This window comes from Pseudomonas frederiksbergensis (assembly GCF_003732705.1).
Taxonomy (GTDB): domain Bacteria; phylum Pseudomonadota; class Gammaproteobacteria; order Pseudomonadales; family Pseudomonadaceae; genus Aquipseudomonas; species Aquipseudomonas frederiksbergensis_F.
The window spans coordinates 97,018-120,815 of record NZ_MOBR01000016.1 but is presented as its reverse complement, the minus strand read 5'-3'; the positions used below and the strand labels follow the sequence as shown (position 1 = coordinate 120,815).

Sequence of the window (23,798 nt, the reverse complement as noted above, 5' to 3'; positions counted from 1 at the left end):
TTCTTAATTCTTCGCGACAGCGGGTTGGGCTGTCGTGGGCGCTACAGGTTCCCGCCAGCCAACAGCGAGGCCGTTGGCGTAGCGCAGATCGATGCGCGCAATGTTCGTAATCTGTTCTTTAAGCGTCTTGTCGTAGATGGCAATGAAGCGGCGCATCTTTTCCACCAGGTTGCCGCGTCCCAGCAGCAGTTCGATTCCCGGGCCGGCACTGCCGGCACCGGTGGTCAGGAACCAGCTGCCTCGTTCACGCAATTCCAGGCGTGCAATCGAGAAGCCCAATGGCCTGAGCATCTGGCTCAGCACCTGGTATTGCTGCATCACTTGCTGCTGGGCCCGCTGTGGGCCGAACAGCTGTGGCAAGTGTTCGTAGTTCGCCAGCTCACGCGGGGTGAACGCCTGGCCCTGGTTGTTCAACAGTGACTCATCGCCCCAACGGGCCACCGGCAGTTGTTCTTCCAGGCGAATCACGACTTGATCCGGCCACACCCGACGCACTTCGGCGTGGGCAATCCATGGCATCGTTTCAAGCTCGGTGCGCATGCTCTCCAGGTCGATGGTGAAGAAGCTCGACGCCACGTAGGGGGCGATCCGCTGCTGCACGGCTTGCTGGCTGATGTAACTCAAATCACCCTGCACGTTGATCTTGGTGATCGGCCGGTCGGCGTAGGGCAGCAACCGCTGCGCGCCTTCGTAAGTGCCGAACCCCAGCGCTACCAGCAGCACTGGCCAGAACAAGGCTTTCAGAAAACCAAAATTGGCTTTCGGCAGGCGCGCAGACATCGGCTCTTTGGCCACCATTCGGCTGGCACCCCGCGGTACCGGCTTGCGGCCGGGTGGAGCGGAGGGCTGATGTCTCAGCTGAGCGCCTTGCATGGTCTTAACCTCGCGGCTCGTTGTTGCCGGCAATGCTGGCGGCCAAAATGGCCAGAACCAGTTGCTGGAAATCCAGACCGGCAGCACGGGCTGCCATGGGCACCAGGCTATGATCGGTCATGCCCGGTGCGGTGTTGACTTCGAGGAACCAGAACTGCCCGTCGGCGTCCTGCATCACGTCTGCCCTGCCCCAACCGGCGATGCCCAGCGCCTCACAGGCTTTCGCCGTCAGGTCCATCAGTTCTTTTTCTTTGGTGCTGTCGAGGCCACACGGGATCCGGTACTGGGTATCGGAAGCCACGTACTTGGCGTCGTAATCGTAGAAACTGTGCGTCGTGCCCAGGGCAATCGGTGGCAACACCTGGTCACGCAGGGTGGCGATGGTGAACTCCGGACCTTGAATCCATTGCTCGACCAACACTTGCGAATCGTAGGTACTGGCCGCTTTCCATGCGTCGATCAACTCAGACGCGGAAGTCACTTTGGCCATACCGATACTTGAACCTTCATGGGCCGGTTTGACGATCAAAGGGAAGCCCAGTTCCGTGGCCGCCGAAATACAATCGGCCTCGGAACTCAGTACGGCGTGGCGTGGCGTCGGAATCCCGAGACTGTGCCAGACCTGCTTGGTGCGCAGCTTGTCCATGGCCAAAGCCGAAGCGAGGATGCCGCTGCCGGTGTAGGGAATGCCCAGGCATTCGAGCAGGCCCTGCATGCTGCCGTCTTCACCGCCACGACCGTGGAGAATGATGAAGGCACGATCGATTTTTTCGTTGAGCAGACGCTGCAACAGGTCATCGCCCACGTCGAGGCCGAACGCATCCACACCAGCGTTTTGAAGCGCTTCGAGAACCGCATTGCCCGACTTCAAGGAAACCTCACGCTCGGCACTCTTGCCGCCGAACAGCACGGCGACGCGGCCGAAGTCTTTCGGCGCGAGGGTGGAGACGAGGTTGGCGTAAGCAGCAGTCATTTCAACTTCCCCACAGTGGGTGCGGCAACCGCGCCCACGAACAACGGACTGTTCAACAATTTCGGTGCGAGACCGCCGATATCACCGGCGCCCTGGCACAGCAGGATGTCGCCGGCACGCAACAGCGGCTTGACGATCGGCGCCAGGTCGACACCGCGCTCGATGTAGATCGGGTCCAGCTGACCGCGCTGGCGGATGCTGTTGCACAGCTTGCGGCTGTCGGCGCCCGGGATCGGCTCTTCGCCGGCCGGATAGACTTCCATCAACAGCAGGACGTTGGCGTCGGCCAGGACATTGACGAAATCGTCGTACAGGTCGCGGGTGCGGCTATAGCGGTGCGGCTGGTAAACCATCACCAGGCGACGCTCCGGCCAGCCACCGCGCACGGCTTTGATCACAGCCGCGACTTCGGTCGGGTGGTGACCGTAATCGTCGACCAGCATCACATTGCCGCCGTCTACCGGCAGTTCGCCGTAGACCTGGAAGCGTCGGCCGACCCCCTGGAACCCGGACAGGCCCTGGACGATGGCTTCATCGCTGACGCCCTCGTCGGAGGCAATGCAGATGGTCGCCAGGGCGTTCAATACGTTGTGGTTGCCCGGCATGTTCACCGAGACATCCAGCGGTTCGCGATCAGGACGCAGCACGGTGAAGAAGGTCTGCATGCCTTGCTGGCGCACATTGATCGCGCGCACGTCGCAATCGTCGCCGAAGCCGTAAGTGACCGTCGGGCGTTTGACCAGCGGCAGGATTTCACGCACCACCGGATCGTCCAGGCACACCACGGCCAAACCGTAGAACGGCAGGTTGTGCAGGAACTCGACGAAGGTTTTCTTCAATACATTGAAGTCGCCGCCGTAGGTCGCCATGTGATCGGCGTCGATGTTGGTAACCACGGCCACCAACGGCTGCAAGTGCAGGAAGCTCGCATCGCTTTCGTCGGCTTCGGCAATCAGGTAGCGGCTGGTGCCGAGCTGGGCATTGGTGCCCGCGGCATTCAGGCGACCGCCGATGACGAACGTCGGGTCCAGGCCACCGGCCGCAAACACCGAAGCGATCAGGCTGGTGGTGGTGGTTTTGCCATGGGTACCGGCGACGGCGATGCCGTGACGGTAACGCATCAGTTCGGCGAGCATCTCGGCACGCGGCACCACCGGGATCCGGCGTTCCAGGGCGGTGGCAACTTCCGGGTTGGAGGTGTTCACGGCACTGGAAGTAACCAACACATCGGCGTTCGCGGCGTTCTCGGCACGGTGACCGATATAGATGTGGGCACCAAAGGATTCCAGGCGCTCGGTCACCGGCGAAGCCTTGAGGTCGGAACCGGACACTTCATAGCCCAGGTTCAGCAAGACTTCGGCGATACCGCACATGCCCACGCCGCCGATACCGACGAAATGGATGCGACGGATGCGGCGCATTTCCGGTTGCGGAATGGCTTTCTGATTCTCAACCATGGGCCACCTCCAGGCAGGTGTCGACAACGTTACGGGTTGCATCGGGTTTCGCCAGTCGGCGGGCCGCGTTGGCCATGTCATTGAGTCGTTGCGGTTGCATCAGGACCTCTGTCAGGCGTGCGGCAAGATCTGCGGCGCCGGTCGTTCTTTGCGGCATCAGGAAGGCTGCGCCTTCACGGGCCAAATATTCGGCGTTGCGGGTCTGGTGATCGTCGATGGCATGGGGCAGAGGCACCAGCATCGAGGGCAGACCGGCGGCGGCCAGTTCACTGATGGTCAACGCGCCTGCACGGCACACCACCAGGTCGGCCCAGCCATAGGCCTGGGCCATGTCTTTGATGAAAGGCTGCACTTGCGCCTCGACGCCAGCCTCGCGATAGCGCTGCGCAGTCACTTCATCGTGGTTTTTGCCGGCCTGATGGAACACTTCCGGGCGCAGGTCGACGGCGACTTGCGACAGGGCTTCAGGCAGCAACTTGTTCAACGGTTCTGCGCCCAGGCTTCCGCCCAGGATCAGCAAACGCGCCTTGCGACCGGCCAGGGCTGGTCGCGGTGTTTCGAGGAACAGTTCGGTGCGCACCGGGTTACCGGTGGTCCGACGGCTGTCCGACAGGGTAAAGGTGTCGGGGAATGCTTCACAGACTCGGGCGGCCAACGGCATGAGCAACCGATTGGCGGTACCGGCCACGGCGTTCTGCTCGTGAACGATGACCGGAACACCGGACAGTTTGGCCGCGACGCCGCCGGGACCGGTCACATAACCACCAAAGCCGACCACGCAGACGGGCCGCAGCCGACGAATGATCGCCCGCGCCTGCCAGACTGACTTGAGCAACATGAACGGCGCCTTGAGCAGCGACAGCTTGCCCTTGCCGCGCAATCCGCTGGCGTTGATGCGATGCAGCTCAAGACCGGCCGCCGGGACCAGATCGTTTTCAATGCCGCGCGGTGTACCGAGCCAATGCACGGTGTAACCGCGGGCCTGGAACTCGCGAGCGCAGGCCAACGCCGGGAACACGTGCCCACCGGTGCCGCCGGCCATGATCAATACGTTAGCGCCCATGGGTCGACTCCTCGGCGAAGTCGCTTTCCTGGAACTCGGTCTCTTCACTGCCCAGGTGGGTTCGACTCTCCCACTCAATGCGCAGCAACAAGCCCAGACAGGCACCACAGATCACCAACGAACTGCCGCCATAGCTGAGGAACGGCAAGGTCAAACCCTTGGTCGGCAGCAGGCCGACGTTCACCCCGATGTTGATCAGGAACTGACCGATCCACAGGAACGACAGGCCGTACGCGATATAAGCGGCGAAGAATTGCTTGGCCTTCTCGGCCCAATAGCCGATGTACATGCCACGAATACACACAAAGACAAACAGCGCGACCGTGCACAGCGAACCCACGGCACCCAGCTCTTCAGCCAACACCGAGAACACGAAGTCTGTGTGGGCTTCCGGCAGATAGAACTGTTTCTGTACGCTGTTACCCAGGCCAACGCCCAGCCATTCGCCGCGACCGAACGCGATCAAGGCTTGCGACAACTGGTAGCCGGCGCCGAACTGGTCGGCCCATGGATCGGCGAAGTTGGTCAGGCGCGCCATTCGATACGGCTGCACCTGAATCAACAGCACCACCGCCGCGACCGCCAGCACCACCATCAAGGAAAACCGGAACAGCCCGACCCCGCCAAGGAACAGCATCGCCGCCGCAGCACCCATCATCACGACGGTGGCACCGAAGTCCGGTTCCATCAGCAACAGGCCAGCCATTGGCAGCAGAACGATGAACGGCTTGAAGAAGCCCATCCAGCTTTCGCGCACTTCTTTCTGGCGCCGCACCAGATACCCGGCGAGGTAGATCACCACAAACACCTTGGCGATTTCGGACGGCTGAACGTTGAAGAAACTGAAGCCGATCCAGCGCATCGAACCGTTCACTTCCCGACCGATCCCCGGGACGATCACCATCACCAGCAAACCGAACGCGCCCAACAGCATCAGCCAGCCCAGGCGTTGCCAGGTGGCGATCGGGATCATCAGGGTGATGACGCAAGCGCCCAGGCCCAGCACGATGTAGATCAGGTGGCGAATCATGTAATACAGCGCACTACCCGACTGCGCAGCGGCGACTTCGGTCGATGCCGAGGCGATCATCACCAGCCCGAGGCCGATCAATGCCAGACAACCGGCGAGCATCGGAAAATCGAGGTCGATGCCGCGCCCGGTGATGATTGGCGATGGATACGGCTTGATGATATTTCGCAGGCTCATGCCAGATCCTCCACAGCGCGGACGAACTGGTGACCACGGTCTTCGTAATTTTTGAACATGTCGAAACTGGCGCAGGCCGGGGACAACAGCACCACGTCGCCGGGGTGCGCAGCGGCGCGGCATTGCTCCACCGCTTCGACCAGCGAACCGGCGCGAATCAGCGGCACAGCGTCGCCAATGGCATCGCCGATCTTGTCGGAATCACGGCCCATCAAAATGACAGCGCGGCAGTTGGCCGCCACCGGATCACGCAGATCCTTGAACTCGGCACCTTTGCCGTCGCCACCGGCGATCAACACGACTTTGCCGTCGATGTCCGCGCCCAGGCCTTCGATGGCGGCCAGTGCGGCGCCGACGTTGGTGGCTTTGGAATCGTTGTAGTAGCCCACGCCGTCCAGGTCGCGGACCCACTGGCAGCGATGTTCGAGGCCGGCGAAGGTGCGCAGGCTCGACAGCATCGCGTCGAACGGCAGACCGACGGCATGCCCCAGCGCCAGTGCCGCGAGGGCATTGGATTGGTTATGGGCGCCACGAATTTTCAACTCGCGCACCGGCATCAGGTTCTGGAATTCGAAGGCCAGGTACTTCTCGCCTTCCTCTTCGCGGATACCAAATGCCTTGAAATCAGGTTTGCTCAAACCGAAGGTCCAGCATGGCTGGCCCTCGCCCATCAGCGGACGGCTCAAGGCGTCCTGACGGTTGACCACAAACTGTTTGGCCCCGCGGAAGATCCGATGCTTGGCCAGGTGATAAGCCGGCAGGCCGCTGTAGCGGTCCATGTGGTCTTCGCTGACGTTGAGCACGGTCGCCACTTCGGCATTGAGCTGATCGGTGGTTTCGAGCTGGAAGCTCGACAGTTCCATCACGTACAACTCGACGTCATCGCTGAGCAAATCCAGCGCCGGCGTGCCGAGGTTGCCGCCGACCGCCACACGCTTGCCCGCCGCAGCGGCCATCTCGCCGACCAGGGTGGTGACGGTGCTTTTGGCGTTGGAACCGCTGATGGCGACGATCGGCGCTTTCGCGTTACGCGCGAACAGCTCGATATCACCGGACAATTTCACGCCACGGGCGGCGGCAGCCTGCAGGGCCGGGGTCGCCAGCGCCAGGCCGGGGCTCACGTAGAGCTCGTCGGCACGGCACAGGAATTCGACGTCCAGCTCGCCACAACGCACTTCCACGTGCGGATAGTCACGCTTGAGCGTGGCCAGTTCCGGTGGATTTTCCCGCGTATCGGCCACGGCAAACGACGTGCCCCGGTTCGCCAGGAAGCGAACCAGGGACATGCCGCTCTTGCCGAGGCCGACAACGATGCGGAAGTGGTCAGAAGCGATCAGAGACACTCGTTCTACCTCAGCTTCAGGGTGGCAAGGCCGACCAGTACGAGAATCACGGTGATGATCCAGAAACGGACGATCACGCGCGGCTCAGGCCAGCCCTTGAGTTCAAAGTGGTGGTGTATCGGCGCCATGCGGAACACCCGGCGCCCGGTCAATTTGAAGGAGGCCACCTGGATGACCACCGACAGGGTTTCCATCACGAACACGCCGCCCATGATGAACAGAACGATTTCCTGGCGGACGATCACCGCGATGGTGCCCAGGGCTGCGCCCAGCGCCAGTGCGCCAACGTCGCCCATGAAGACTTGCGCCGGGTAAGTGTTGAACCAGAGGAAGCCCAGGCCCGCGCCGATCAAGGCGCCGCAGAACACGATCAGTTCACCCGCGCCCGGTACGTAAGGGATCAGCAGGTATTCAGCGAATTTCACGTTACCGGACAGGTAGCAGAAGATCCCCAACCCGCCGCCGACCATCACGGTGGGCATGATCGCCAGACCGTCGAGGCCATCGGTCAGGTTGACCGCGTTGCTCGAGCCGACAATCACGAAATAGGTCAGGACGATGAAACCTGCACCCAGCGGAATGCTGTAGTCCTTGAGCATTGGCAGGATCAGGGTGGTTTCAACCGGTGTCACTGCGGTCTTATAAAGGAAGATCGCCGCAGCGAGGCCGAACACCGATTGCCAGAAATACTTCCAGCGGCTCGGCAAGCCTTTAGAGTTTTTCTCGATCACCTTGCGATAGTCATCGACCCAACCGATGGCACCAAACAGCAAGGTCACCAGCAGCACGGTCCAGACATAACGGTTGCTAAGGTCGGCCCAAAGCAACGTACTGACGCCGATGGACGACAGGATCAGCGCGCCGCCCATGGTCGGGGTGCCGGATTTGGACAGGTGCGATTGCGGGCCATCGTTACGAACGGATTGACCGATCTGACGGTTCTGCAACGTGCGGATCATCCACGGGCCATAGCACAGCGACAAAACCAGCGCGGTCAGCACACCGAGGATCCCGCGCAGGGTCAGGTACTGAAAGACCGCGAAGCCTTTGTAGAACTGTTGCAAGTACTCCGCTAACAGCAGCAGCATTAATGTTTCTCCAGACTGGACCCGCACAAAGCGGCGACGATGTTTTCCATCGCAGCGCTACGCGAGCCCTTGATCAAAATAGTGGTGTTTGTATCTTGCTCGGCGCCCAGGGCCTCGATCAGCTCAGCCTGGGTGCTGAAGTGAAGGGCCTGTGGGCCGAAAGCGTTTACGGCGTGCACCATCATTGGCCCGACTGCGTAAAGCGCAGAAACCTTGCCACGGGCGTACTCGCCCACGTCGCGGTGCCCCTGCTCCGCCCAGTCGCCCAACTCGCCGATATCCCCGAGCACCAGAACGGTGCGGCCGGAAAAGCCGGCGAGTATATCAACGGCGGCACACATCGAGGTGGGGTTCGCGTTGTAAGTGTCATCAATCACGCGCATGCCGTTGGTCGCCAGTTGCGCGACGGTACGGCCCTTGACCGGTTGTACCGCGCCAAGCCCGGTGGCAATGCCGAATAGCGAGACGCCCAAGGCATGCGCGGCAGCGGCGGCGGCCATGGCATTGGCGACGTTATGGGTGCCGAGCAGGTTCAGTTGAACCCGCTCCACACCTTCTGGACTGTGCAGGCTGAACGACGGGCAACCGCGGGCATCGCGGTCCAGGTCGCTGGCATAGAAATCGGCGCTCGGGTTGTTCAAAGCAAATGTCAGCACTTTGCGGCCACCCGCGCGGGTCTTCCAGATGCCGAACGCCTTGTCGTCGAGATTCAGAACGGCGACGCCATCGGCATCCAGCCCTTCAATAATTTCGCCCTTGGCTTCAACGATTTTGTCCGGCCCGCCAAACTCGCCGACATGGGCGGTCCCGGCGTTATTGAGGATGGCCACCTGAGGCTTGGTCATGCCCACGGTGTAGGCAATTTCACCCAGACGCGAAGCACCCAGTTCGATCACGGCGGCGGTGTGTTCCGGCGCGAGCTCGAGCAGGGTCAACGGCACGCCGAGGTCGTTGTTCAAGTTGCCACGGGTCGCATGCACCGGACCGCGGGTGCGCAGGATGCTCGCGAGCATTTCCTTGACCGTGGTCTTGCCACTGGAACCGGTCACCGCTGCGACCGGGTTGCTGTAAGCCGCCCGGTTCAGCGCGCCCAGTTGGCCGAGGGCCTGGCGAGTGTCTTGCACGACGAGTTGCGGCAATGTGCTGTCGGCGACTTCACGCTCGACCAATGCCGCGACGGCGCCTTTGCCGGCAACGTCATTCAGATAGTCATGGCCATCGAAGCGTGGACCGGTCAGGGCAATAAACAACTGACCTGGCTTGATCGCGCGACTGTCGATGCTGACACCGTCGAAACTGGCGTCGGCAGCCACCAGACGGGCATTCAGCACGCCCGTCAGCTCGCTCAGTTTCAAGGCTTTAAGCATGGGCCACCTCCCACGCGGTCAGGGCGTGATCAGCCTCGACCAGATCGGAGAACGCGTGGCGCTGACCGTTGATTTCCTGATAGTCCTCGTGACCTTTACCGGCCAGGACAATCACGTCATCGGCCGACGCACTGGCGATCAATTGGGCAATCGCCTGTCCACGGCCAGCGACGAACGTCACTTTATCCACAGCGGTGAAACCGGCGCGGATGTCATCGAAAATTACCGATGGATCTTCGGTACGCGGGTTGTCGTCGGTGACCAGCACGCCATCGGCCAGACGCTCGACCACTTCAGCCATCAACGGACGCTTGCCGCGATCGCGATCACCGCCGCAACCGAACAGGCACAGCAGTCGGCCTTTGGCGTGGGGACGCAGGGCCAGCAAGACTTTTTCCAGCGCGTCCGGGGTGTGGGCGTAATCGACCACCACCAGCGGCTGAGTACCGCCGCCCAGGCGCTGCATGCGACCGGCGGGGCCTTCGAGTTTCGGCAGAACCTTAAGGATTTCGTCCAGCGCATAGTCCAGGCCGAGCAAGGCACCGACGGCGGCCAAGACGTTGCTTAGGTTGAAACGACCGAGCAACGTGCTGCGCAAATGGTGCTCGCCTTGGGGCGTGACCAAGGTGGCGCGCACGCCTTCGTCGTCGAACTGCGCTTCGCGGCAATATAGATAGGCGCTGGTATTTTCCAGGCTGTAGGTGATCAAGCGCGACTCACGCTTATCAGCAGCGAGTTCGCGGCCGAATTCGTCGTCGAGGTTGATCACCCGGCATTTCAAATCATTCCAGGCAAACAGCTTGGCCTTGGCTTCGCCATAGGCTTGCATGGTGCCGTGGTAATCCAGATGGTCGCGGGACAGGTTGGTCATCACGGCCACATCGAACGCCAGTGCGGTCACGCGGCCCTGATCCAGACCGTGGGAAGACACTTCCATGGCCACGGCTTTGGCACCGGCCTTTTTCAGGTCGGCGAGGGTCGCTTGCACGGCAATCGGGTTCGGCGTGGTGTGCAGGCCGCTTTCCAGCGCGCCGTAGAAACCGGTGCCCAGGGTGCCGACGATGCCGCAGTGTTGGCCGAGCAAGTCGAGGGCTTGCGCCACCAACTGCGTCACACTGGTTTTGCCGTTGGTGCCGGTGACGCCGACCAGGTTCAAGTGGCGGCTCGGGTCGCCATAAAAGCGCCCGGCAATGTCCGACAACTGCGCCGCCAGGCCTTTGACCGGAATCAGCGGCACATCGGTAATCGGCAGCACGGTGGCGCCTTCGACTTCATAAGCCACGGCAGCCGCGCCGCGCTGCAACGCGTCGGCAATGTGCGCACGACCGTCGAACTTGCCGCCAGGGACAGCGAGGAACAAATCCCCTGCCCGCACGTTGCGGCTGTCGAGGGTCAGTTCGCGGATCAACAGATCACGACCGGCATGGGCGAAAATCTTGTTCAGACTCAGAGACATCAGCCGCGCCCTCCATTGGCTTTCAGCGGAACGACCGGTGTTGCGTTGGCCTGTTGGGTCGGTGGCAGGTTGTCAGGGGTGATGTTCATCAGGCGCAAGGTCCCGGACATCACTTTGCTGAACACCGGCGCCGATACCAGGCCACCGAAGTAACCGGCCTTGGTCGGCTCATCGATCACCACCACAATGGCGAAACGCGGATCACTCATCGGGCCGAAACCGGCGAACAGCGAGCGATAGGAATTCTCGGCGTAGCCTTTGGCGCCCACCGACGTTTTACGGGCCGTACCCGACTTGCCCGCCACGTGATACGCCGGGACCTGCGCACGGAATACACCGCGCGGGGCCTCGATCACCTGGGTCAGCATGCCTTGCATGGTTTTCGCGACTTTTTCCGGGATCACCTGGGTGGTCTGCGGTGGCTTGTCGGTCTTGATCAGGGTCAGCGGCGCAATGCGGCCGTTGTTGGCCAACGCGGAGAAGGCGTGGACCAGCTGGATCGCCGTCACCGAAATACCGTAGCCGTAGGACAGCGTGGCGGTTTCAGCCTTGCGCCATTCGCGGTAGTTCGGCAGGTTGCCGACGCGCTCGCCGGGGAAGCCGAGACCGGTGTCCTGGCCGAGACCGACTTTCTGCGCCAGACGGAAAATGGTTTCGCCGCCGATATCGAACGCGACCTTACTCATGCCGACGTTACTGGAGTTGATCAGGATGCCGGTCAGGTCAAGCACCGGGCCTTCGGACTTCGATACGTCCTTGATGGTGTACTTGCCAATCTGCAAGGAGCCCGGATACACCTCGACGGTGTCGCTCGGTTTCCAGCGCCCGGTTTCCAGGGCGGCACTCATGGAGATCGCTTTCATGGTCGAACCGGGTTCGAACACGTCGATCATCGCGCGGTTACGCATCATCGCCGGTTGCAGGTTGCGACGGTTGTTCGGGTTGTAGGTCGGCTGGTTGACCATGGCGAGGATCTCGCCGCTTTTCACGTCCATGATCACCAGGCTGCCGGCCTTGGCGCCGTTCTCGATGATCGCGTTACGCAGTTCGCGGTTGGCCAGGTATTGCAGGCGCAGGTCAATGGACAACGCCAAGGGCTTGCCGGCCTTGGCGTTTTTGGTGACCTGGACATCCTTGATCAGCCTGCCGCGCCGATCCTTGATGACCTGTCGCTTGCCGGCGACCCCGGCCAGCCATTCGTCGTAGGCCAGCTCGACGCCTTCGCGCCCGTGATCGTCGATGTCGGTAAAGCCGACCATGTGCGCGGTGACTTCACCGGCCGGGTAGAAACGGCGGAACTCTTCAATGCCGTAGACGCCGGGCACTTTCAGGTCGAGCACCGACTGGCCCTGCTCGGGGGTCAAGCCGCGCACCAGATAGATGAATTCTTTATTGGCCTGGGCTTCGAGGCGTTCGGCCAGGGCTTTCGGATCCTGGCCCAGCGCCGCTGCGAGTGCCGGCCACTTCTCTTTGGCCAGCTGCATTTCCTTGGCGTTGGCCCACAGGGTGGTGACCGGGGTACTCACGGCCAAAGGCTCGCCGTTACGGTCGGTGATCAGACCACGGTGAGCCGGGATAGGAATGTGACGAACGCTGCGGGCATCGCCCTGACCTTTAAGGAAGTCACGGTCGACCACTTGCAGGTCGATGATGCGCCAGCAGATCGCAGCCACCATGATGCCGAGCAAACCCAGCACCACGCGGAACCGCCAGGGAAAGAGTGCGCCTTCGAGTTTCATCATGGCGCCACCATCCGTACTTCAGCGGCGCCGGGAATGCGCATCTTCAGTTGTTCGGTGGCCAGCACTTCGATACGGCTGTGGGCGGTCCAGGTGCTCTGCTCGAGAATCAACCGGCCCCACTCGGCCTGCGCCTTGTCGCGCACGCTCAACTCGTTGTACAGCGAGTTCAGCAACTGACGGTTCCAGTGGGCGCTGTAGGACACGCCGATGGCCGACACGAGCACGCCAACAAACAGCAGCAGCATGAAAAAGCTTCCGCCGGGAAGTGGCTTGGCGAAAAGCTTGCTCACCGCAGCTTCTCCGCGACGCGCATGATGGCGCTACGGGAACGTGGGTTGGCTTTGAGTTCGGCCTCGGAGGCGGACTGCGCTTTGCCATGGACTTTGATTTTCGGTTCGAAAGCGACGTGACGGACCGGCAGGTTGCGCGGCAGGTTGTCGGCTTCGCCTTTCACCAGTTTGCGCATGAACAATTTGACGATGCGGTCTTCAAGCGAATGGAAGCTGATGACCACCAGGCGACCGCCGACTTCCAGGCATTCCAGTGCGGCTTCAAGGCCGGCTTCCAGATCGCCCAGTTCGTTGTTGACGTGAATACGCAGGCCCTGGAACGCACGGGTGGCAGGGTTCTTGCCCTTTTCCCAGGCCGGATTGGCGACTTTCAGGACTTCAGCCAGGTCAGCGGTGCGCTCGAACGGCTTGATGTCGCGGCGCTCGGCCACGGCACGGGCCATGCGGCCGGAGAAACGTTCTTCGCCGTATTCCTTGAACACCCGGGCGATTTCTTCCACCGGCGCGGTGTTGACGAATTCGGCAGCGCTGATCCCGCGGGACGGGTCCATGCGCATGTCCAGCGGGCCATCGTTGAGGAAACTGAAGCCGCGCTCAGGGTCGTCGAGTTGCGGCGACGAGACGCCGAGGTCGAGCAAAACGCCGCTGACCTTGCCGGCCAGACCGCGTTCGACGACTTCCGAGCCGAGCTCGGCAAAGCTACGCTGCACAACGACAAAGCGGCCGTCTTCGGCCGCTAGCGTTTGCCCGGTGGCAATCGCTTGAGGATCCTTGTCGAATCCGAGCACTCGACCATCGGGACCGAGCTGGCTGAGGATCAACCGACTGTGTCCGCCACGTCCGAACGTACCGTCCAGATAGCAGCCATCAGGACGTACGGCGAGAGCCTCCACGGCTTCGTCAAGCAGTACGGTGATGTGGTTAAAGCCGCTATCAATAGTCACAGGATCAAATCACGCAGTTCATCAGGCATGGCGCCCGGTTGTTGAATAGCAGCCAGGTCAGCGGCAGAAACCGCATCCCAGGCATCCTCGTCCCATAATTGGAACTTGTTCAGTTGGCCTACCAGCATTGCGCGCTTATCCAACTTGGCATATTCGCGCAGACGCGGCGGAACCAGAAAACGACCACTGCCATCGAGCTCGAGGTCGACGGCATTACCAATCAGCAAACGTTGCAGGCGGCGGTTCTCTTCGCGAAGCGAAGGCAGTGCGCGCAGTTTGGTTTCAATAATTTCCCACTCATCGAGGGGATAAACACACAAACACGGATCAACGGCATCGATGGTGACGATCAGTTGACCGGAACTACGCGAAACCAACTCGTCACGGTACCGGCTCGGCATAGCGAGACGGCCCTTTGCATCGAGACTGATTGCGTTAGCTCCGCGAAACACGTCTGCGTTTCTCCAATTTTTAGCGTTTTGAGCTCAAAAAACCCACTTCATGCCACTTTCCGCCACTTGCGCACACTATAGGAATGCGCCCACCACACCGTCAAGGCGCGGATTAAAGGAAAAGCCTTACAGAACGGAGATTTAGGAGCGTAAAAGGAGGGGCAACGAGAATATGACGTATGTTTTTGCTCAATAACTTGATTCAGCACTGATGGCTGCGCTCGAAAGTTAAAGTAATTTGTTAAGAGTAAGATTTTTTCGGTATTACGACGGAGGGTCTGCTGGTGTTTATGAAAGGAGGGAAATCGATATTGCGAGGAGATTTGTAAAGTGCTGCCAGCGCAGGCTAATCGATATCACAAAAGCCCGCCATCAGCACCTGCTTGATGATTCAAGCAGGGAAAGAAAAAGGTGGAGAGTCGATCTGTAAGCCGGGTTCTGTCTTGAACAGTCATTCGTCTACGATGGCCATCACTGGACATCTTTAGCAACCTACCCGGTCCCAGCGCGGGCCACGCCTTGGGACCCTATTTGGTCTTGCTCCAAGTGGGGTTTACCTAGCCACGAACTGTTGCCAGACGTGCGGTGCGCTCTTACCGCACCTTTTCACCCTTACCGGCGCTTGAGCGCTTAGGCGGTTATTTTCTGTGGCACTTTCCGTAGGCTCACGCCTCCCAGGCATTACCTGGCACTTCGCCCTATGGAGCCCGGACTTTCCTCCCCCCCCTAATTTTCATAGAGGGCAGCGACTGTCCAATCGACTCTCCGCCGCGAAGGTTAACGGCAGAGCGGCTGAAGAACAAGCGCTAATAGCCTCCAGCCACGCCTGCACGTCAGGTTTTTACTCGCTCTTCTGTTTATCCAGCGCGACTTGATAGAGAACATTCTTACGCTCGCCGGTGATTTGCGCGGCCAACGCTGCGGCGCGCTTGAGCGGCATTTCTTCGAGCAACAGATTCAGGATCCGCATCGCTTCACTGCTGACCGCGTCTTCTGTTTCCGGAGCCGACCAACCCGCCACCAGCACCACGCATTCACCGCGCTGCTGATTGCTGTCGGACTCGACAAATTCGCGCAACTCGGCGAGCGGCAAGCCCTTGAGGGTTTCGAAGGTTTTGGTGATTTCCCGGGCCAGCAACGCCGGTCGCTCGCCGCCGAACACCAACTCCATGTCTTGCAGGCATTCAAGGATCCGGTGCGGGGCCTCATAGAAAATCAGCGTGCGCGGCTCTTCCTTGACCAGCTCCAGGCGAGCCCGGCGGCCCACAGCCTTGGCCGGCAGGAAGCCTTCAAAGATAAAACGATCCGACGGCAGCCCCGCCGCCGACAGCGCCGCGATCAAGGCACAGGCCCCCGGAACCGGCACCACATTGATCCCGGCCGCACGCGCCTGACGCACCAGGTGATAACCCGGATCGGAAATCAGCGGCGTCCCGGCATCGGAGATCAATGCCACATCGTCCCCGGCCAGCAGGCGCGTGATAAAGCGACTACCTTCATCCCGTTCGTTGTGTTCATGGCAAGCGGCCAGCGGTGTCGGAATGCCGAAGTGCTGCATCAAACGCTGGGAGTGACGCGTGTCTTCAGCGGCAATCAACGCCACCTCTCGCAGGATCTTCAGCGCACGGGCACTGATGTCGTCCAGGTTGCCGATGGGCGTCGCCACCACATAAAGCGAGCCAGCAGCGGAATTCAAAGCACCTGGAGCAGTCAAAGCGCACACCTCATGATCGGTAAAAGTCGCCATTGTAGCGCGTAGTGACACTTGCGATGCGCGCAAGCCACCCTTGGTTTCGGGGCCCTTTGTGCAGTGCTGCAACATTTACACGAGCTAAATTGATCGTTTCACGCCAGTAACATCGCGCCCCGGCCAGTGCTTGGGTACAATTCCACGCTAATTTGATCGAGTATCAGGAACACTACATGATCGCTTGCCTGCGGCTGTTCACTGCCCTCTGCCTCGCTGCCTTGCTGGCGGCTTGCGCCAGCTCGCCCTCCTCCAGCCTTGGCGAACTTCCACGGACCCCGGATGCCAGTATCGAGCAACTGCTCGAAAAGGCTGCCCAGAGCAAAACGCCGGAACAAGCTGCACTGTTTCGTCTGAGCGCGGCAGACCTGGCTTACCGTCAAGGCAATGCCGGCCAGTCCGCGCAAATCCTGCAACAGGTGCCGATGGAACAACTCAAGCCTGGCCAACAGGTCTTCGCCAGTACCCTGGCGGCTGAACTGGCCATGGTGCGCAATCAGCCCAAAGCGGCGCTGACTGCCTTGAGCCATCCGAGCCTGCAACGCCTGGGTGAGCTGCCGGTCGAGCAACAGGTGCGCACCGGCACCGTTCACGCCCGCGCCCTTGAAGCCGACGGCCAGACACTGGCCGCCGCCCGGGAGCGCATCTTTATTGCGCCCATGCTCGAAGGCGAAGCCGCCGGCAAAAACCACGAAGCCATTTGGACCCTGATCGCTTCGCTGCCCACCGATCAACTGCAGCCGACCACCACCGACGACCTCGGCGGCTGGATGAGCCTGGCCCTGGCCGTGAAAACCGCTGGCACCCTGGAACAGCAGCAAGCTGCGATCGACGCCTGGCGCGCACAAAATCCAAAGCACCCGGCCGCACTTCAACTGCCATTGCCACTGACCAAACTCAAGGAACTGGCCAGCCAGCCCCTGGGCAAGATTGCCCTGCTGCTGCCGCAAGACGGTCAGCTGGCATCAGTCGGCAAGGCGTTGCGTGAAGGCTTCATGGCCGCTCACTACCAGGCACAACAAGCCGGGCAGAAGCCGCCGGCCATCGTGTTTTACGACAGCTCGAAACTGACCTCGATGGACGATTTCTATCGCAAGGCCCAGGCTGATGGCGTGCAACTGGTCGTAGGGCCGCTGGAGAAGCCGCTGGTCAAACAGCTCAGCGCTCGCCCGCAACTGCCGATCACCACCCTGGCGCTGAATTACAGCGAAGGCGAACAAGGTCCGGCCCAGTTGTTCCAGTTCGGTCTTGCCGCTGAAGACGAAGCTCGCGAAGTGTCCCGCCGCGCTCGCGCCGATGGCCTGCATCGCGCCGCCATCATGGTGCCGAAAGGCGAATGGGGCGACCGCGTCCTGAGAGCCTTCAGCCAGGATTGGCAAGCCAACGGCGGCAGCATCGTCGCAACCGAACGCGTCGATCAGCCGGTGCAACTGGCCCAGCAAATCGCCGACATGTTCCAGCTGCGTCAGAGCGAAGGCCGGGCGAAAACCCTGCAGAGCACCGTTGGCTCGCAAGTCGCCGCACAACCTTCCCGTCGTCAGGACATCGAGTTCATCTTCCTGGCGGCCACCCCGCAACAGGCGCAACAGATCAAACCGACTCTGAACTTCCAGTACGCTGGTGACGTGCCGGTCTACGCGACCTCCCACGTGTTCAGCGCCAGCGGCGATGTGAACCAGTACAACGACATGAACGGCGTTCGCTTCTGCGAAACCCCATGGTTGCTGGATGCCAATGACCCGCTGCGCAAACAGGTCACTGCACAATGGCCACAGGCCGGTGGCAGCCTCGGCCGCCTGTACGCGATGGGTGTTGACGCCTATCGCCTGGCGCCACGCCTGGGGCAACTCAAGGCCCTGCCGGACAGCCGCATCGAAGGTCAATCGGGCAGCCTCGGCATGACCCAGAACCAACGTGTGGTACGTCAGTTGCCGTGGGCACAGTTCGTCAACGGCCAGGTTCAACGCCTGCCGGACACCCCGCGCTGATGCCTGACAGGTCACGCCAGCAAAGCGGTCAGGATGCCGAGCGCCATGCGCTCGAGCATCTTCAACAACAAGGTCTGCGCCTGCTGGCGCAGAACTGGTTGTGTAAACGCGGCGAGCTTGATCTGGTCATGCTTGATGGCGATACAGTAGTATTCGTCGAAGTCCGCTACAGAAAAAACACTCAATGGGGTGGCGCACTCGATAGCATCGATGGGCGCAAACGGCAGAAACTGATTTTCGCCGCGCAGTATTTTCTTCAGCGCGAGTCGCGTTGGGCCAATTCCCCTTGCCGTTTCGACGTGGTTGCCATCGACAGCAACCTTGATCAGTTGAACTGGTTGCAGAATGCCTTCGACAGTTGATCGCTTGCACCCCGAACCGGACACCTTCACCCGACACTTTTGCTCTTTGCTTTGCGGGCTGCACATTCATGTGCCAAGTAGCCGCGCTAATTAAGGTCACACAGATGGACATGCAATCCCGAATTCGCCAGCTTTTTCAGGCCAGTATCGACACCAAGCAACAGGCGATGGACGTACTTGCACCGCACATCGAGCAAGCCAGCCAGGTGATGGTCAACGCCCTGCTCAACGAGGGCAAAATGCTTTCCTGCGGTAACGGCGGCTCCGCCGGTGATGCCCAGCACTTCTCGTCGGAACTGCTCAACCGCTTCGAACGCGAACGCCCGAGCCTGCCAGCCATCGCGCTGACCACCGACAGCTCGACGATTACCTCGATCGCCAACGACTACAGCTACAACGAAATATTCTCCAAACAGATCCGCGCCCTCGGCCAGCCGGGCGATGTATTGCTGGCGATTTCCACCAGCGGCAACTCGGCGAACATTATTCAAGCGATCCAGGCCGCACATGATCGCGAAATGATTGTCGTAGCATTGACCGGTCGCGATGGCGGCGGCATGGCATCACTGCTTTTGCCTGAAGATGTCGAGATTCGCGTACCGGCCAACGTCACCGCACGTATTCAGGAAGTCCACCTGCTGGCGATCCATTGCCTTTGCGACTTGATCGACAGCCAACTGTTCGGGAGTGAAGAATGACCCCTAATCGCCTAGGCCTTCTGGCCTTGACCCTGTGCCTCGGCATCAGCGGCTGCACCTCGGTGGTTAACGCCAGCCGCGAGAAGCCGATTGAAGACGATCGCGGCACGCGCACCTTCGGCAGCAAAATCGACGACTCCCTGATCGACACCAAGGTCGGTGTGAACATCGCCAAGGCCGATCCGGCACTGGATAACGACTCACACATCGTCGTCACCAGCTTCAACGGCGTCGTGTTGCTGGCCGGGCAAACACCCACCGCAGACCTCAAGGCCAAGGCCGAACAGGCCGCCTCCGCCGTCCAGCGCGTGAAGAAGGTCCATAACGAACTGCAAGTCTTGCCGCCGTCCGGCTTCCTTGCTCGCCAGAATGACACTTGGCTGACCTCCAAGATCAAGACCCAGATGCTCACCGACCCGAACATCCCGGGCTCGCGCATCAAGGTCGTCACCGAGAATGGCATCGTCTATTTGCTGGGCCTGCTGACCAAACAGGAAGCCGCGCAAGCCACCAACCTGGTGCAGAGCGTTTCTGGCGTGCAGAAGATCGTGAAGTTGTTTGAGTACATCGACTGACCACCCCTACAGGCGATGGCGCTCGCGAGATCGCCATCGCCTGTAGGAGCATGGCTTGCCAGCGATGGCGTACTTAAGGACGCCATCGCGAGCAAGCTTTGCTCCTACACGTAATAAAAAAGGCGATCCTTGCGGATCGCCTTTTTTATTACTTCACAACCTTCAAACTAGGTCGACCGCTGGGACGCGGCGGTTCGTTGTCGGGTGGCGGGACATCATCATCCGACTCAATCTCTTCATCGTCTTCCAGAGGCGATTCCAGATCGAACACCATGCCCTGACCGTTCTCTCGGGCGTAAATGCCCAGGATCGAAGCGATAGGCACGAACAGGGTGTGCGGCACGCCACCGAAGCGCCCCTCGAAGCTGACCGCTTCGTTGTCCATGTGCAAATGACGCACGGCAGCCGGTGAAACGTTCAGGACGATCTGTCCATCACTGGCAAAACCTTGAGGCACCTGCACCGACGGATATTCAGAATTGACCAGCATGTGCGGGGTGCAATCGTTATCAACAATCCACTCGTAGAGCGCGCGGACCAGATAAGGTCGACTGGAGTTCATAGCGGCTCCTTAAGCCTTAGCGCATATCGCGTTCGACACCAGACAGACTCGCCTGGAAAGCCTCACGCGCGAAAGAGCGCTCCATGTAATCAAGCAACGGCTTGGCAGGCCGCGGCAGTTCAATACCCAAAATCGGCAATCGCCAGAGTATTGGCAATAGGCAGCAATCCACCAGACTTTGTTCCTCACTGAGGAAGAACGGCTTGTCGGCGAATAACGGCGACACGCCAGTCAGGCTTTCGCGCAGCTCTTTACGAGCGACAACGCGGGCGGCTTCCTTGGACTTGGAATCCAGGATCAGATCCACCAGGCCACACCAGTCACGCTGAATACGATGAATCAGCAGACGGCTGTTTGCACGCGCCACAGGATAAACCGGCAGTAAAGGCGGGTGCGGGTAACGCTCATCCAGATATTCCATCACCACGGTCGACTCCCACAACGCCAGGTCACGATCGACCAGGGTGGGCAAGCTGCCGTAAGGGTTCACTTCGATCAGTTTAGGCGGCTGGCGACCAGCTTCCACATAAATGATCTCGGCGCTGACACCCTTCTCTGCAAGTACGATGCGTACTCGGTGGGAATAGTGGTCGGCGGGGTCGGAGTAACAGGCCAACCGATTGGTCACGCCCATGGCGGTCCTCCTCGCTTGTTGAAATTATCGGAAGCGGAAAAACGCGCGCGCCCAGAGGACGCCTCCCGTAACGCCTGGTTCACCAGACTCGTTACACCTTCAGAGACGCCCCTGGGCGCGCGCGATTAACAGCAATTGCTTACAGCTTTATCAATGTACGTCTTTCCAGTATTCACGCTTGAGCAAGTATGCGAATACGAAGAAGAACGCCAGGTAGAGCAATACATAGGTGCCGATGCGCTGATGTTGCAGCTTAACCGGGTTAGCCGAGTAAGCGAGGAAGGTTACCAGATTCTTGACCTTCTCATCGAACTGCTCTTCATTCAGGGCACCACTCTTCGGCACGATGGTCAGCTGATCGCACGCTTCATGAGTCAGCGGCGTACCGGTCAGCGGATCATACTGCTTCTTGCCGTCCTCGACGATTTGGACCTGTTTGCAGCCAACCACCTGGCGACCTTGCAGGCCGACCAGCACGTTAGGCATCCCGACGTTCGGGAAAACCTTGTTGTTCACACCCCAGGGACGCGTCGGGTCTTCATAGAACGAACGCAGGTAGCCGTAGAGCCAGTCAGTGCCACGAACGCGAGCCACCAGGGTCAGGTCCGGCGGTGCCGCCCCGAACCAGGTCTTGGCGTCTGCCGGCTGCATGCCGATGCTCATGTGGTCGCCGATCTTCGCGCCGGTGAACACCAGGTTTTTCAGCATCAGATCGTGAGGAATCCCCAAATCATCGGCAACACGCTCATAGCGCTGGAACTTGGCGCTGTGGCACCCCATGCAATAGTTGGCGAACGTGCGTGCGCCGTCCTGCATGGCCGCTTTATCGGCAACGTCGATGTCGACTTTTTCGAGCTCTGGACCGCCATGTTCGGCAGCGAACGAGAACACTGGCAGAGCAGCAAGAATCAATACCGCAAATAGCTTTTTCATCAGCCAGTCACCCTTTCCGGAACCGGTTTGGTCTTCTCGAGCCTGGTGTAGAACGGCATCAGAATGAAGTAGGCGAAGTACAGGAAGGTGCAAATCTGCGACACCAGCGTACGCTCGGGAGTCGGGGCCAATACGCCCAGGATGCCGAGGATCACGAAACAGATGCAGAACACCCACAGCCAGATCTTGCTCAGCCAGCCCTTGTAGCGCATGGACTTGACGGGACTGCGGTCGAGCCAAGGCAGGACGAACAGCATGGCAATCGAAGCACCCATGGCGATAACACCCATGAGCTTGTCCGGAATCGCCCGCAAAATCGCGTAGAACGGCGTGAAGTACCAGACCGGAGCGATGTGCTCTGGGGTCTTGAAGGCGTTCGCCACTTCAAAGTTCGGCTTCTCGAGGAAGTAGCCGCCCATTTCCGGGAAGAAGAACACGATCGAGCAAAAGATGAACAGGAACACCACCACGCCGACGATATCTTTCACGGTGTAGTACGGGTGGAAGGCAATGCCGTCCAGCGGTACGCCGTTTTCGTCCTTGTGTTTCTTGATGTCCACGCCGTCCGGGTTGTTCGATCCGACTTCGTGCAGCGCCAGAACGTGCAGCACCACCAGCCCGAGGATCACGATCGGCAGGGCCACGACGTGCAAGGCGAAGAAGCGGTTCAGGGTAATACCGGAAATCAGGTAGTCACCACGAATCCACTGGGTCAGGTCGTTACCGATGACCGGGATCGCACCGAACAGCGAGATGATCACCTGGGCACCCCAGTAGGACATCTGGCCCCACGGCAGCAGGTAACCCATGAAGGCTTCAGCCATCAGCGCCAGGTAGATCAGCATACCGAAGACCCACACCAGCTCACGCGGCTTCTGGTACGAACCGTAGAGCAAGCCACGGAACATGTGCAGATAGACCACGATGAAGAACGCCGAAGCGCCGGTGGAGTGCAACAGGCGCAGGATCGAGCCGTACTCGACGTCGCGCATGATGTATTCGACGGAGGCAAATGCTTCTTCCGCCGACGGGGTGTAGCTCATGGTCAGCCAGACACCGGTAACGATCTGGTTGACCAGAACGAGCAGTGCAAGGGAACCAAAGAAATAGAAGAAGTTGAAGTTCTTCGGGGCGTAGTACTTGCTGAGATGGTCTTCCCACATTTTGGTCGCGGGAAAGCGCGCATCAACCCAATCCATGAACTTGCTCATCACGCTTTCTCCGTATCGACGCCAATGACAATGATCTCATCGGTCTCATAGGAATGCGGGGGAACTGGCAGGTTCAAAGGCGCAGGTTGCGACTTGTAGACGCGGCCAGCCAGATCGTAGTGGGAACCGTGGCAAGGGCAGAAATAACCACCTACCCAGTCTTTACCCAGATCAGCAGGTGCCACTTCAGGGCGGAAGGTCGGCGAGCAACCCAGGTGTGTGCAGATACCGATCAGCAGCAGGACCTCTGGCTTGATCGAACGCGTTTCTGGATCAACGTAGGTCGGTTGTGTCGAGTTCTTGGAGGTCGGGTCAGACAACTGGCCCTCGATCTTTTTCAGATTCCCCAGGATTTCCGCGGTTCGGCGGACAATGAATACTGGCTGGCCGCGCCACTCAGCAATCATCTGCTGGCCTGGCTCGATTTTGCTGACATTCACTTTCACCGGTGCACCTGCGGCTTTCGCCTTGGCACTGGGAAACCATGACCCCACGAACGGGACCGCAGCCCCCACCGCTCCTGCAGCACCCACCACGGATGTGGCTGCTACCAAGAAGCGACGCCGGCCTGCATTCACGCCGTCATTGCTCATTCAGTCCTCTCCCATCAGCTTTGTGGCCTGTTAAATCAGGCATCTACTAAGTTAAATCTATGTACTTATAAAAATTTTGCCGAATGGTAATGAAAAGCCCCAATTCTGACAAGGTAATTACCCAAGGGCTCCACTGCCAAGCCTTGCAGTATAGGGGCTCTACGGATGTGGCAAGTTGTCACAGCGCAATTCTTTAATAATCGCACGCACAAAAAAACGCCCAGCTCCGCGAGGAGATGG

General features: G+C 60.1%; 23 protein-coding genes and 1 other RNA gene. 4 read left to right on the top strand and 20 right to left on the bottom strand.

What is annotated here, in order from left to right:
* Positions 1–3: 3 nt before the first annotated feature.
* The 15 genes from BK667_RS18170 to rsmI all read right to left on the bottom strand — a co-directional run bounded on the left by BK667_RS18170 (position 4) and on the right by rsmI (position 16,002).
* Positions 4–873 (bottom strand): cell division protein FtsQ/DivIB, encoded by an 870-nt coding sequence (locus BK667_RS18170; RefSeq protein ID WP_123509249.1) that lies wholly within the window; start codon positions 871–873, stop codon positions 4–6.
* 4 nt (positions 874–877) lie between these two features.
* On the bottom strand, positions 878–1,846 hold the full coding sequence (locus BK667_RS18165) for a D-alanine--D-alanine ligase (protein WP_123598461.1): 969 nt from the start codon (positions 1,844–1,846) through the stop codon (positions 878–880).
* Positions 1,843–3,303 carry a UDP-N-acetylmuramate--L-alanine ligase gene (murC, locus tag BK667_RS18160; protein WP_123509248.1) on the bottom strand — a complete coding sequence of 487 codons (1,461 nt, stop codon included), beginning with the start codon at positions 3,301–3,303 and terminating at the stop codon, positions 1,843–1,845. The genes BK667_RS18165 and murC overlap by 4 nt, the downstream gene beginning before the upstream one ends.
* Positions 3,296–4,366, bottom strand: coding sequence for an undecaprenyldiphospho-muramoylpentapeptide beta-N-acetylglucosaminyltransferase (gene murG, locus BK667_RS18155; RefSeq protein ID WP_054045552.1), 1,071 nt, complete (start codon positions 4,364–4,366; stop codon positions 3,296–3,298). The genes murC and murG overlap by 8 nt, the downstream gene beginning before the upstream one ends.
* Entirely contained in the window at positions 4,356–5,573 is a 1,218-nt protein-coding gene (ftsW, locus tag BK667_RS18150) for a putative lipid II flippase FtsW (RefSeq protein ID WP_054045554.1), read from the bottom strand. The genes murG and ftsW overlap by 11 nt, the downstream gene beginning before the upstream one ends.
* Positions 5,570–6,916 carry a UDP-N-acetylmuramoyl-L-alanine--D-glutamate ligase gene (gene murD / locus BK667_RS18145; RefSeq protein ID WP_123598460.1) on the bottom strand — a complete coding sequence of 449 codons (1,347 nt, stop codon included), beginning with the start codon at positions 6,914–6,916 and terminating at the stop codon, positions 5,570–5,572. The genes ftsW and murD overlap by 4 nt, the downstream gene beginning before the upstream one ends.
* Before the next feature lie 5 nt (positions 6,917–6,921).
* A complete protein-coding gene (gene mraY, locus BK667_RS18140) occupies positions 6,922–8,004 on the bottom strand; it encodes a phospho-N-acetylmuramoyl-pentapeptide-transferase (RefSeq protein WP_123509246.1) in 1,083 nt (360 codons plus the stop codon).
* Positions 8,004–9,371 (bottom strand): UDP-N-acetylmuramoyl-tripeptide--D-alanyl-D-alanine ligase, encoded by a 1,368-nt coding sequence (locus BK667_RS18135; RefSeq protein WP_123598459.1) that lies wholly within the window; start codon positions 9,369–9,371, stop codon positions 8,004–8,006. The genes mraY and BK667_RS18135 overlap by 1 nt, the downstream gene beginning before the upstream one ends.
* Complete coding sequence (locus tag BK667_RS18130) at positions 9,364–10,827, bottom strand: UDP-N-acetylmuramoyl-L-alanyl-D-glutamate--2,6-diaminopimelate ligase (protein ID WP_123598458.1); 1,464 nt, start codon at positions 10,825–10,827, stop codon at positions 9,364–9,366. Before BK667_RS18130 ends, BK667_RS18135 begins: the two co-directional genes overlap by 8 nt.
* Positions 10,827–12,566 (bottom strand): peptidoglycan D,D-transpeptidase FtsI family protein, encoded by a 1,740-nt coding sequence (locus BK667_RS18125; protein WP_185058242.1) that lies wholly within the window; start codon positions 12,564–12,566, stop codon positions 10,827–10,829. The genes BK667_RS18130 and BK667_RS18125 overlap by 1 nt, the downstream gene beginning before the upstream one ends.
* Positions 12,566–12,859, bottom strand: a complete 294-nt coding sequence (gene ftsL, locus BK667_RS18120; protein ID WP_123410156.1) for a cell division protein FtsL — start codon at positions 12,857–12,859, stop codon at positions 12,566–12,568. Before ftsL ends, BK667_RS18125 begins: the two co-directional genes overlap by 1 nt.
* Positions 12,856–13,803, bottom strand: a complete 948-nt coding sequence (rsmH, locus tag BK667_RS18115) for a 16S rRNA (cytosine(1402)-N(4))-methyltransferase RsmH (protein ID WP_375539177.1) — start codon at positions 13,801–13,803, stop codon at positions 12,856–12,858. Before rsmH ends, ftsL begins: the two co-directional genes overlap by 4 nt.
* Complete coding sequence (gene mraZ / locus BK667_RS18110) at positions 13,800–14,255, bottom strand: division/cell wall cluster transcriptional repressor MraZ (RefSeq protein ID WP_008147486.1); 456 nt, start codon at positions 14,253–14,255, stop codon at positions 13,800–13,802. The genes rsmH and mraZ overlap by 4 nt, the downstream gene beginning before the upstream one ends.
* 411 nt (positions 14,256–14,666) lie before the next feature.
* Positions 14,667–15,020: RNase P RNA component class A (gene rnpB, locus BK667_RS18105), an RNA gene on the bottom strand.
* Between the two features lie 76 nt (positions 15,021–15,096).
* Positions 15,097–16,002, bottom strand: a complete 906-nt coding sequence (gene rsmI, locus BK667_RS18100; RefSeq protein ID WP_185058240.1) for a 16S rRNA (cytidine(1402)-2'-O)-methyltransferase — start codon at positions 16,000–16,002, stop codon at positions 15,097–15,099.
* 176 nt (positions 16,003–16,178) lie between these two features.
* On the opposite strand from rsmI, the gene BK667_RS18095 reads away from it, so the two are divergent.
* From BK667_RS18095 to BK667_RS18080, 4 genes are all read left to right on the top strand, one after another.
* The gene (locus tag BK667_RS18095) at positions 16,179–17,990 is read left to right on the top strand and encodes a penicillin-binding protein activator (protein ID WP_123598457.1); all 1,812 of its coding nucleotides are present in this window, start codon (positions 16,179–16,181) and stop codon (positions 17,988–17,990) included.
* The gene (locus tag BK667_RS18090) at positions 17,990–18,352 is read left to right on the top strand and encodes a YraN family protein (RefSeq protein WP_123410153.1); all 363 of its coding nucleotides are present in this window, start codon (positions 17,990–17,992) and stop codon (positions 18,350–18,352) included. Before BK667_RS18095 ends, BK667_RS18090 begins: the two co-directional genes overlap by 1 nt.
* A 104-nt stretch (positions 18,353–18,456) precedes the next feature.
* Positions 18,457–19,050 (top strand): phosphoheptose isomerase, encoded by a 594-nt coding sequence (locus tag BK667_RS18085; RefSeq protein ID WP_007904374.1) that lies wholly within the window; start codon positions 18,457–18,459, stop codon positions 19,048–19,050.
* Positions 19,047–19,625, top strand: a complete 579-nt coding sequence (locus BK667_RS18080) for a BON domain-containing protein (protein ID WP_123509240.1) — start codon at positions 19,047–19,049, stop codon at positions 19,623–19,625. The genes BK667_RS18085 and BK667_RS18080 overlap by 4 nt, the downstream gene beginning before the upstream one ends.
* Before the next feature lie 148 nt (positions 19,626–19,773).
* Here BK667_RS18080 and BK667_RS18075 read toward each other — a convergent pair whose 3' ends face one another.
* The 5 genes from BK667_RS18075 to petA form a co-directional block, all read right to left on the bottom strand.
* A complete protein-coding gene (locus tag BK667_RS18075) occupies positions 19,774–20,187 on the bottom strand; it encodes a ClpXP protease specificity-enhancing factor (RefSeq protein WP_123598456.1) in 414 nt (137 codons plus the stop codon).
* Between the two features lie 16 nt (positions 20,188–20,203).
* Positions 20,204–20,821, bottom strand: a complete 618-nt coding sequence (locus tag BK667_RS18070; protein ID WP_123410150.1) for a glutathione S-transferase N-terminal domain-containing protein — start codon at positions 20,819–20,821, stop codon at positions 20,204–20,206.
* Positions 20,822–20,971: 150 nt separating this feature from the next.
* Positions 20,972–21,754: a cytochrome c1 gene (locus BK667_RS18065; RefSeq protein WP_123509239.1), complete on the bottom strand. Its 783-nt coding sequence runs from the start codon at positions 21,752–21,754 to the stop codon at positions 20,972–20,974.
* The gene (locus tag BK667_RS18060) at positions 21,754–22,965 is read right to left on the bottom strand and encodes a cytochrome b (RefSeq protein ID WP_123598455.1); all 1,212 of its coding nucleotides are present in this window, start codon (positions 22,963–22,965) and stop codon (positions 21,754–21,756) included. Before BK667_RS18060 ends, BK667_RS18065 begins: the two co-directional genes overlap by 1 nt.
* Positions 22,965–23,558, bottom strand: coding sequence for a ubiquinol-cytochrome c reductase iron-sulfur subunit (gene petA, locus BK667_RS18055; RefSeq protein WP_054045584.1), 594 nt, complete (start codon positions 23,556–23,558; stop codon positions 22,965–22,967). Before petA ends, BK667_RS18060 begins: the two co-directional genes overlap by 1 nt.
* Positions 23,559–23,798: the final 240 nt, after the last annotated feature.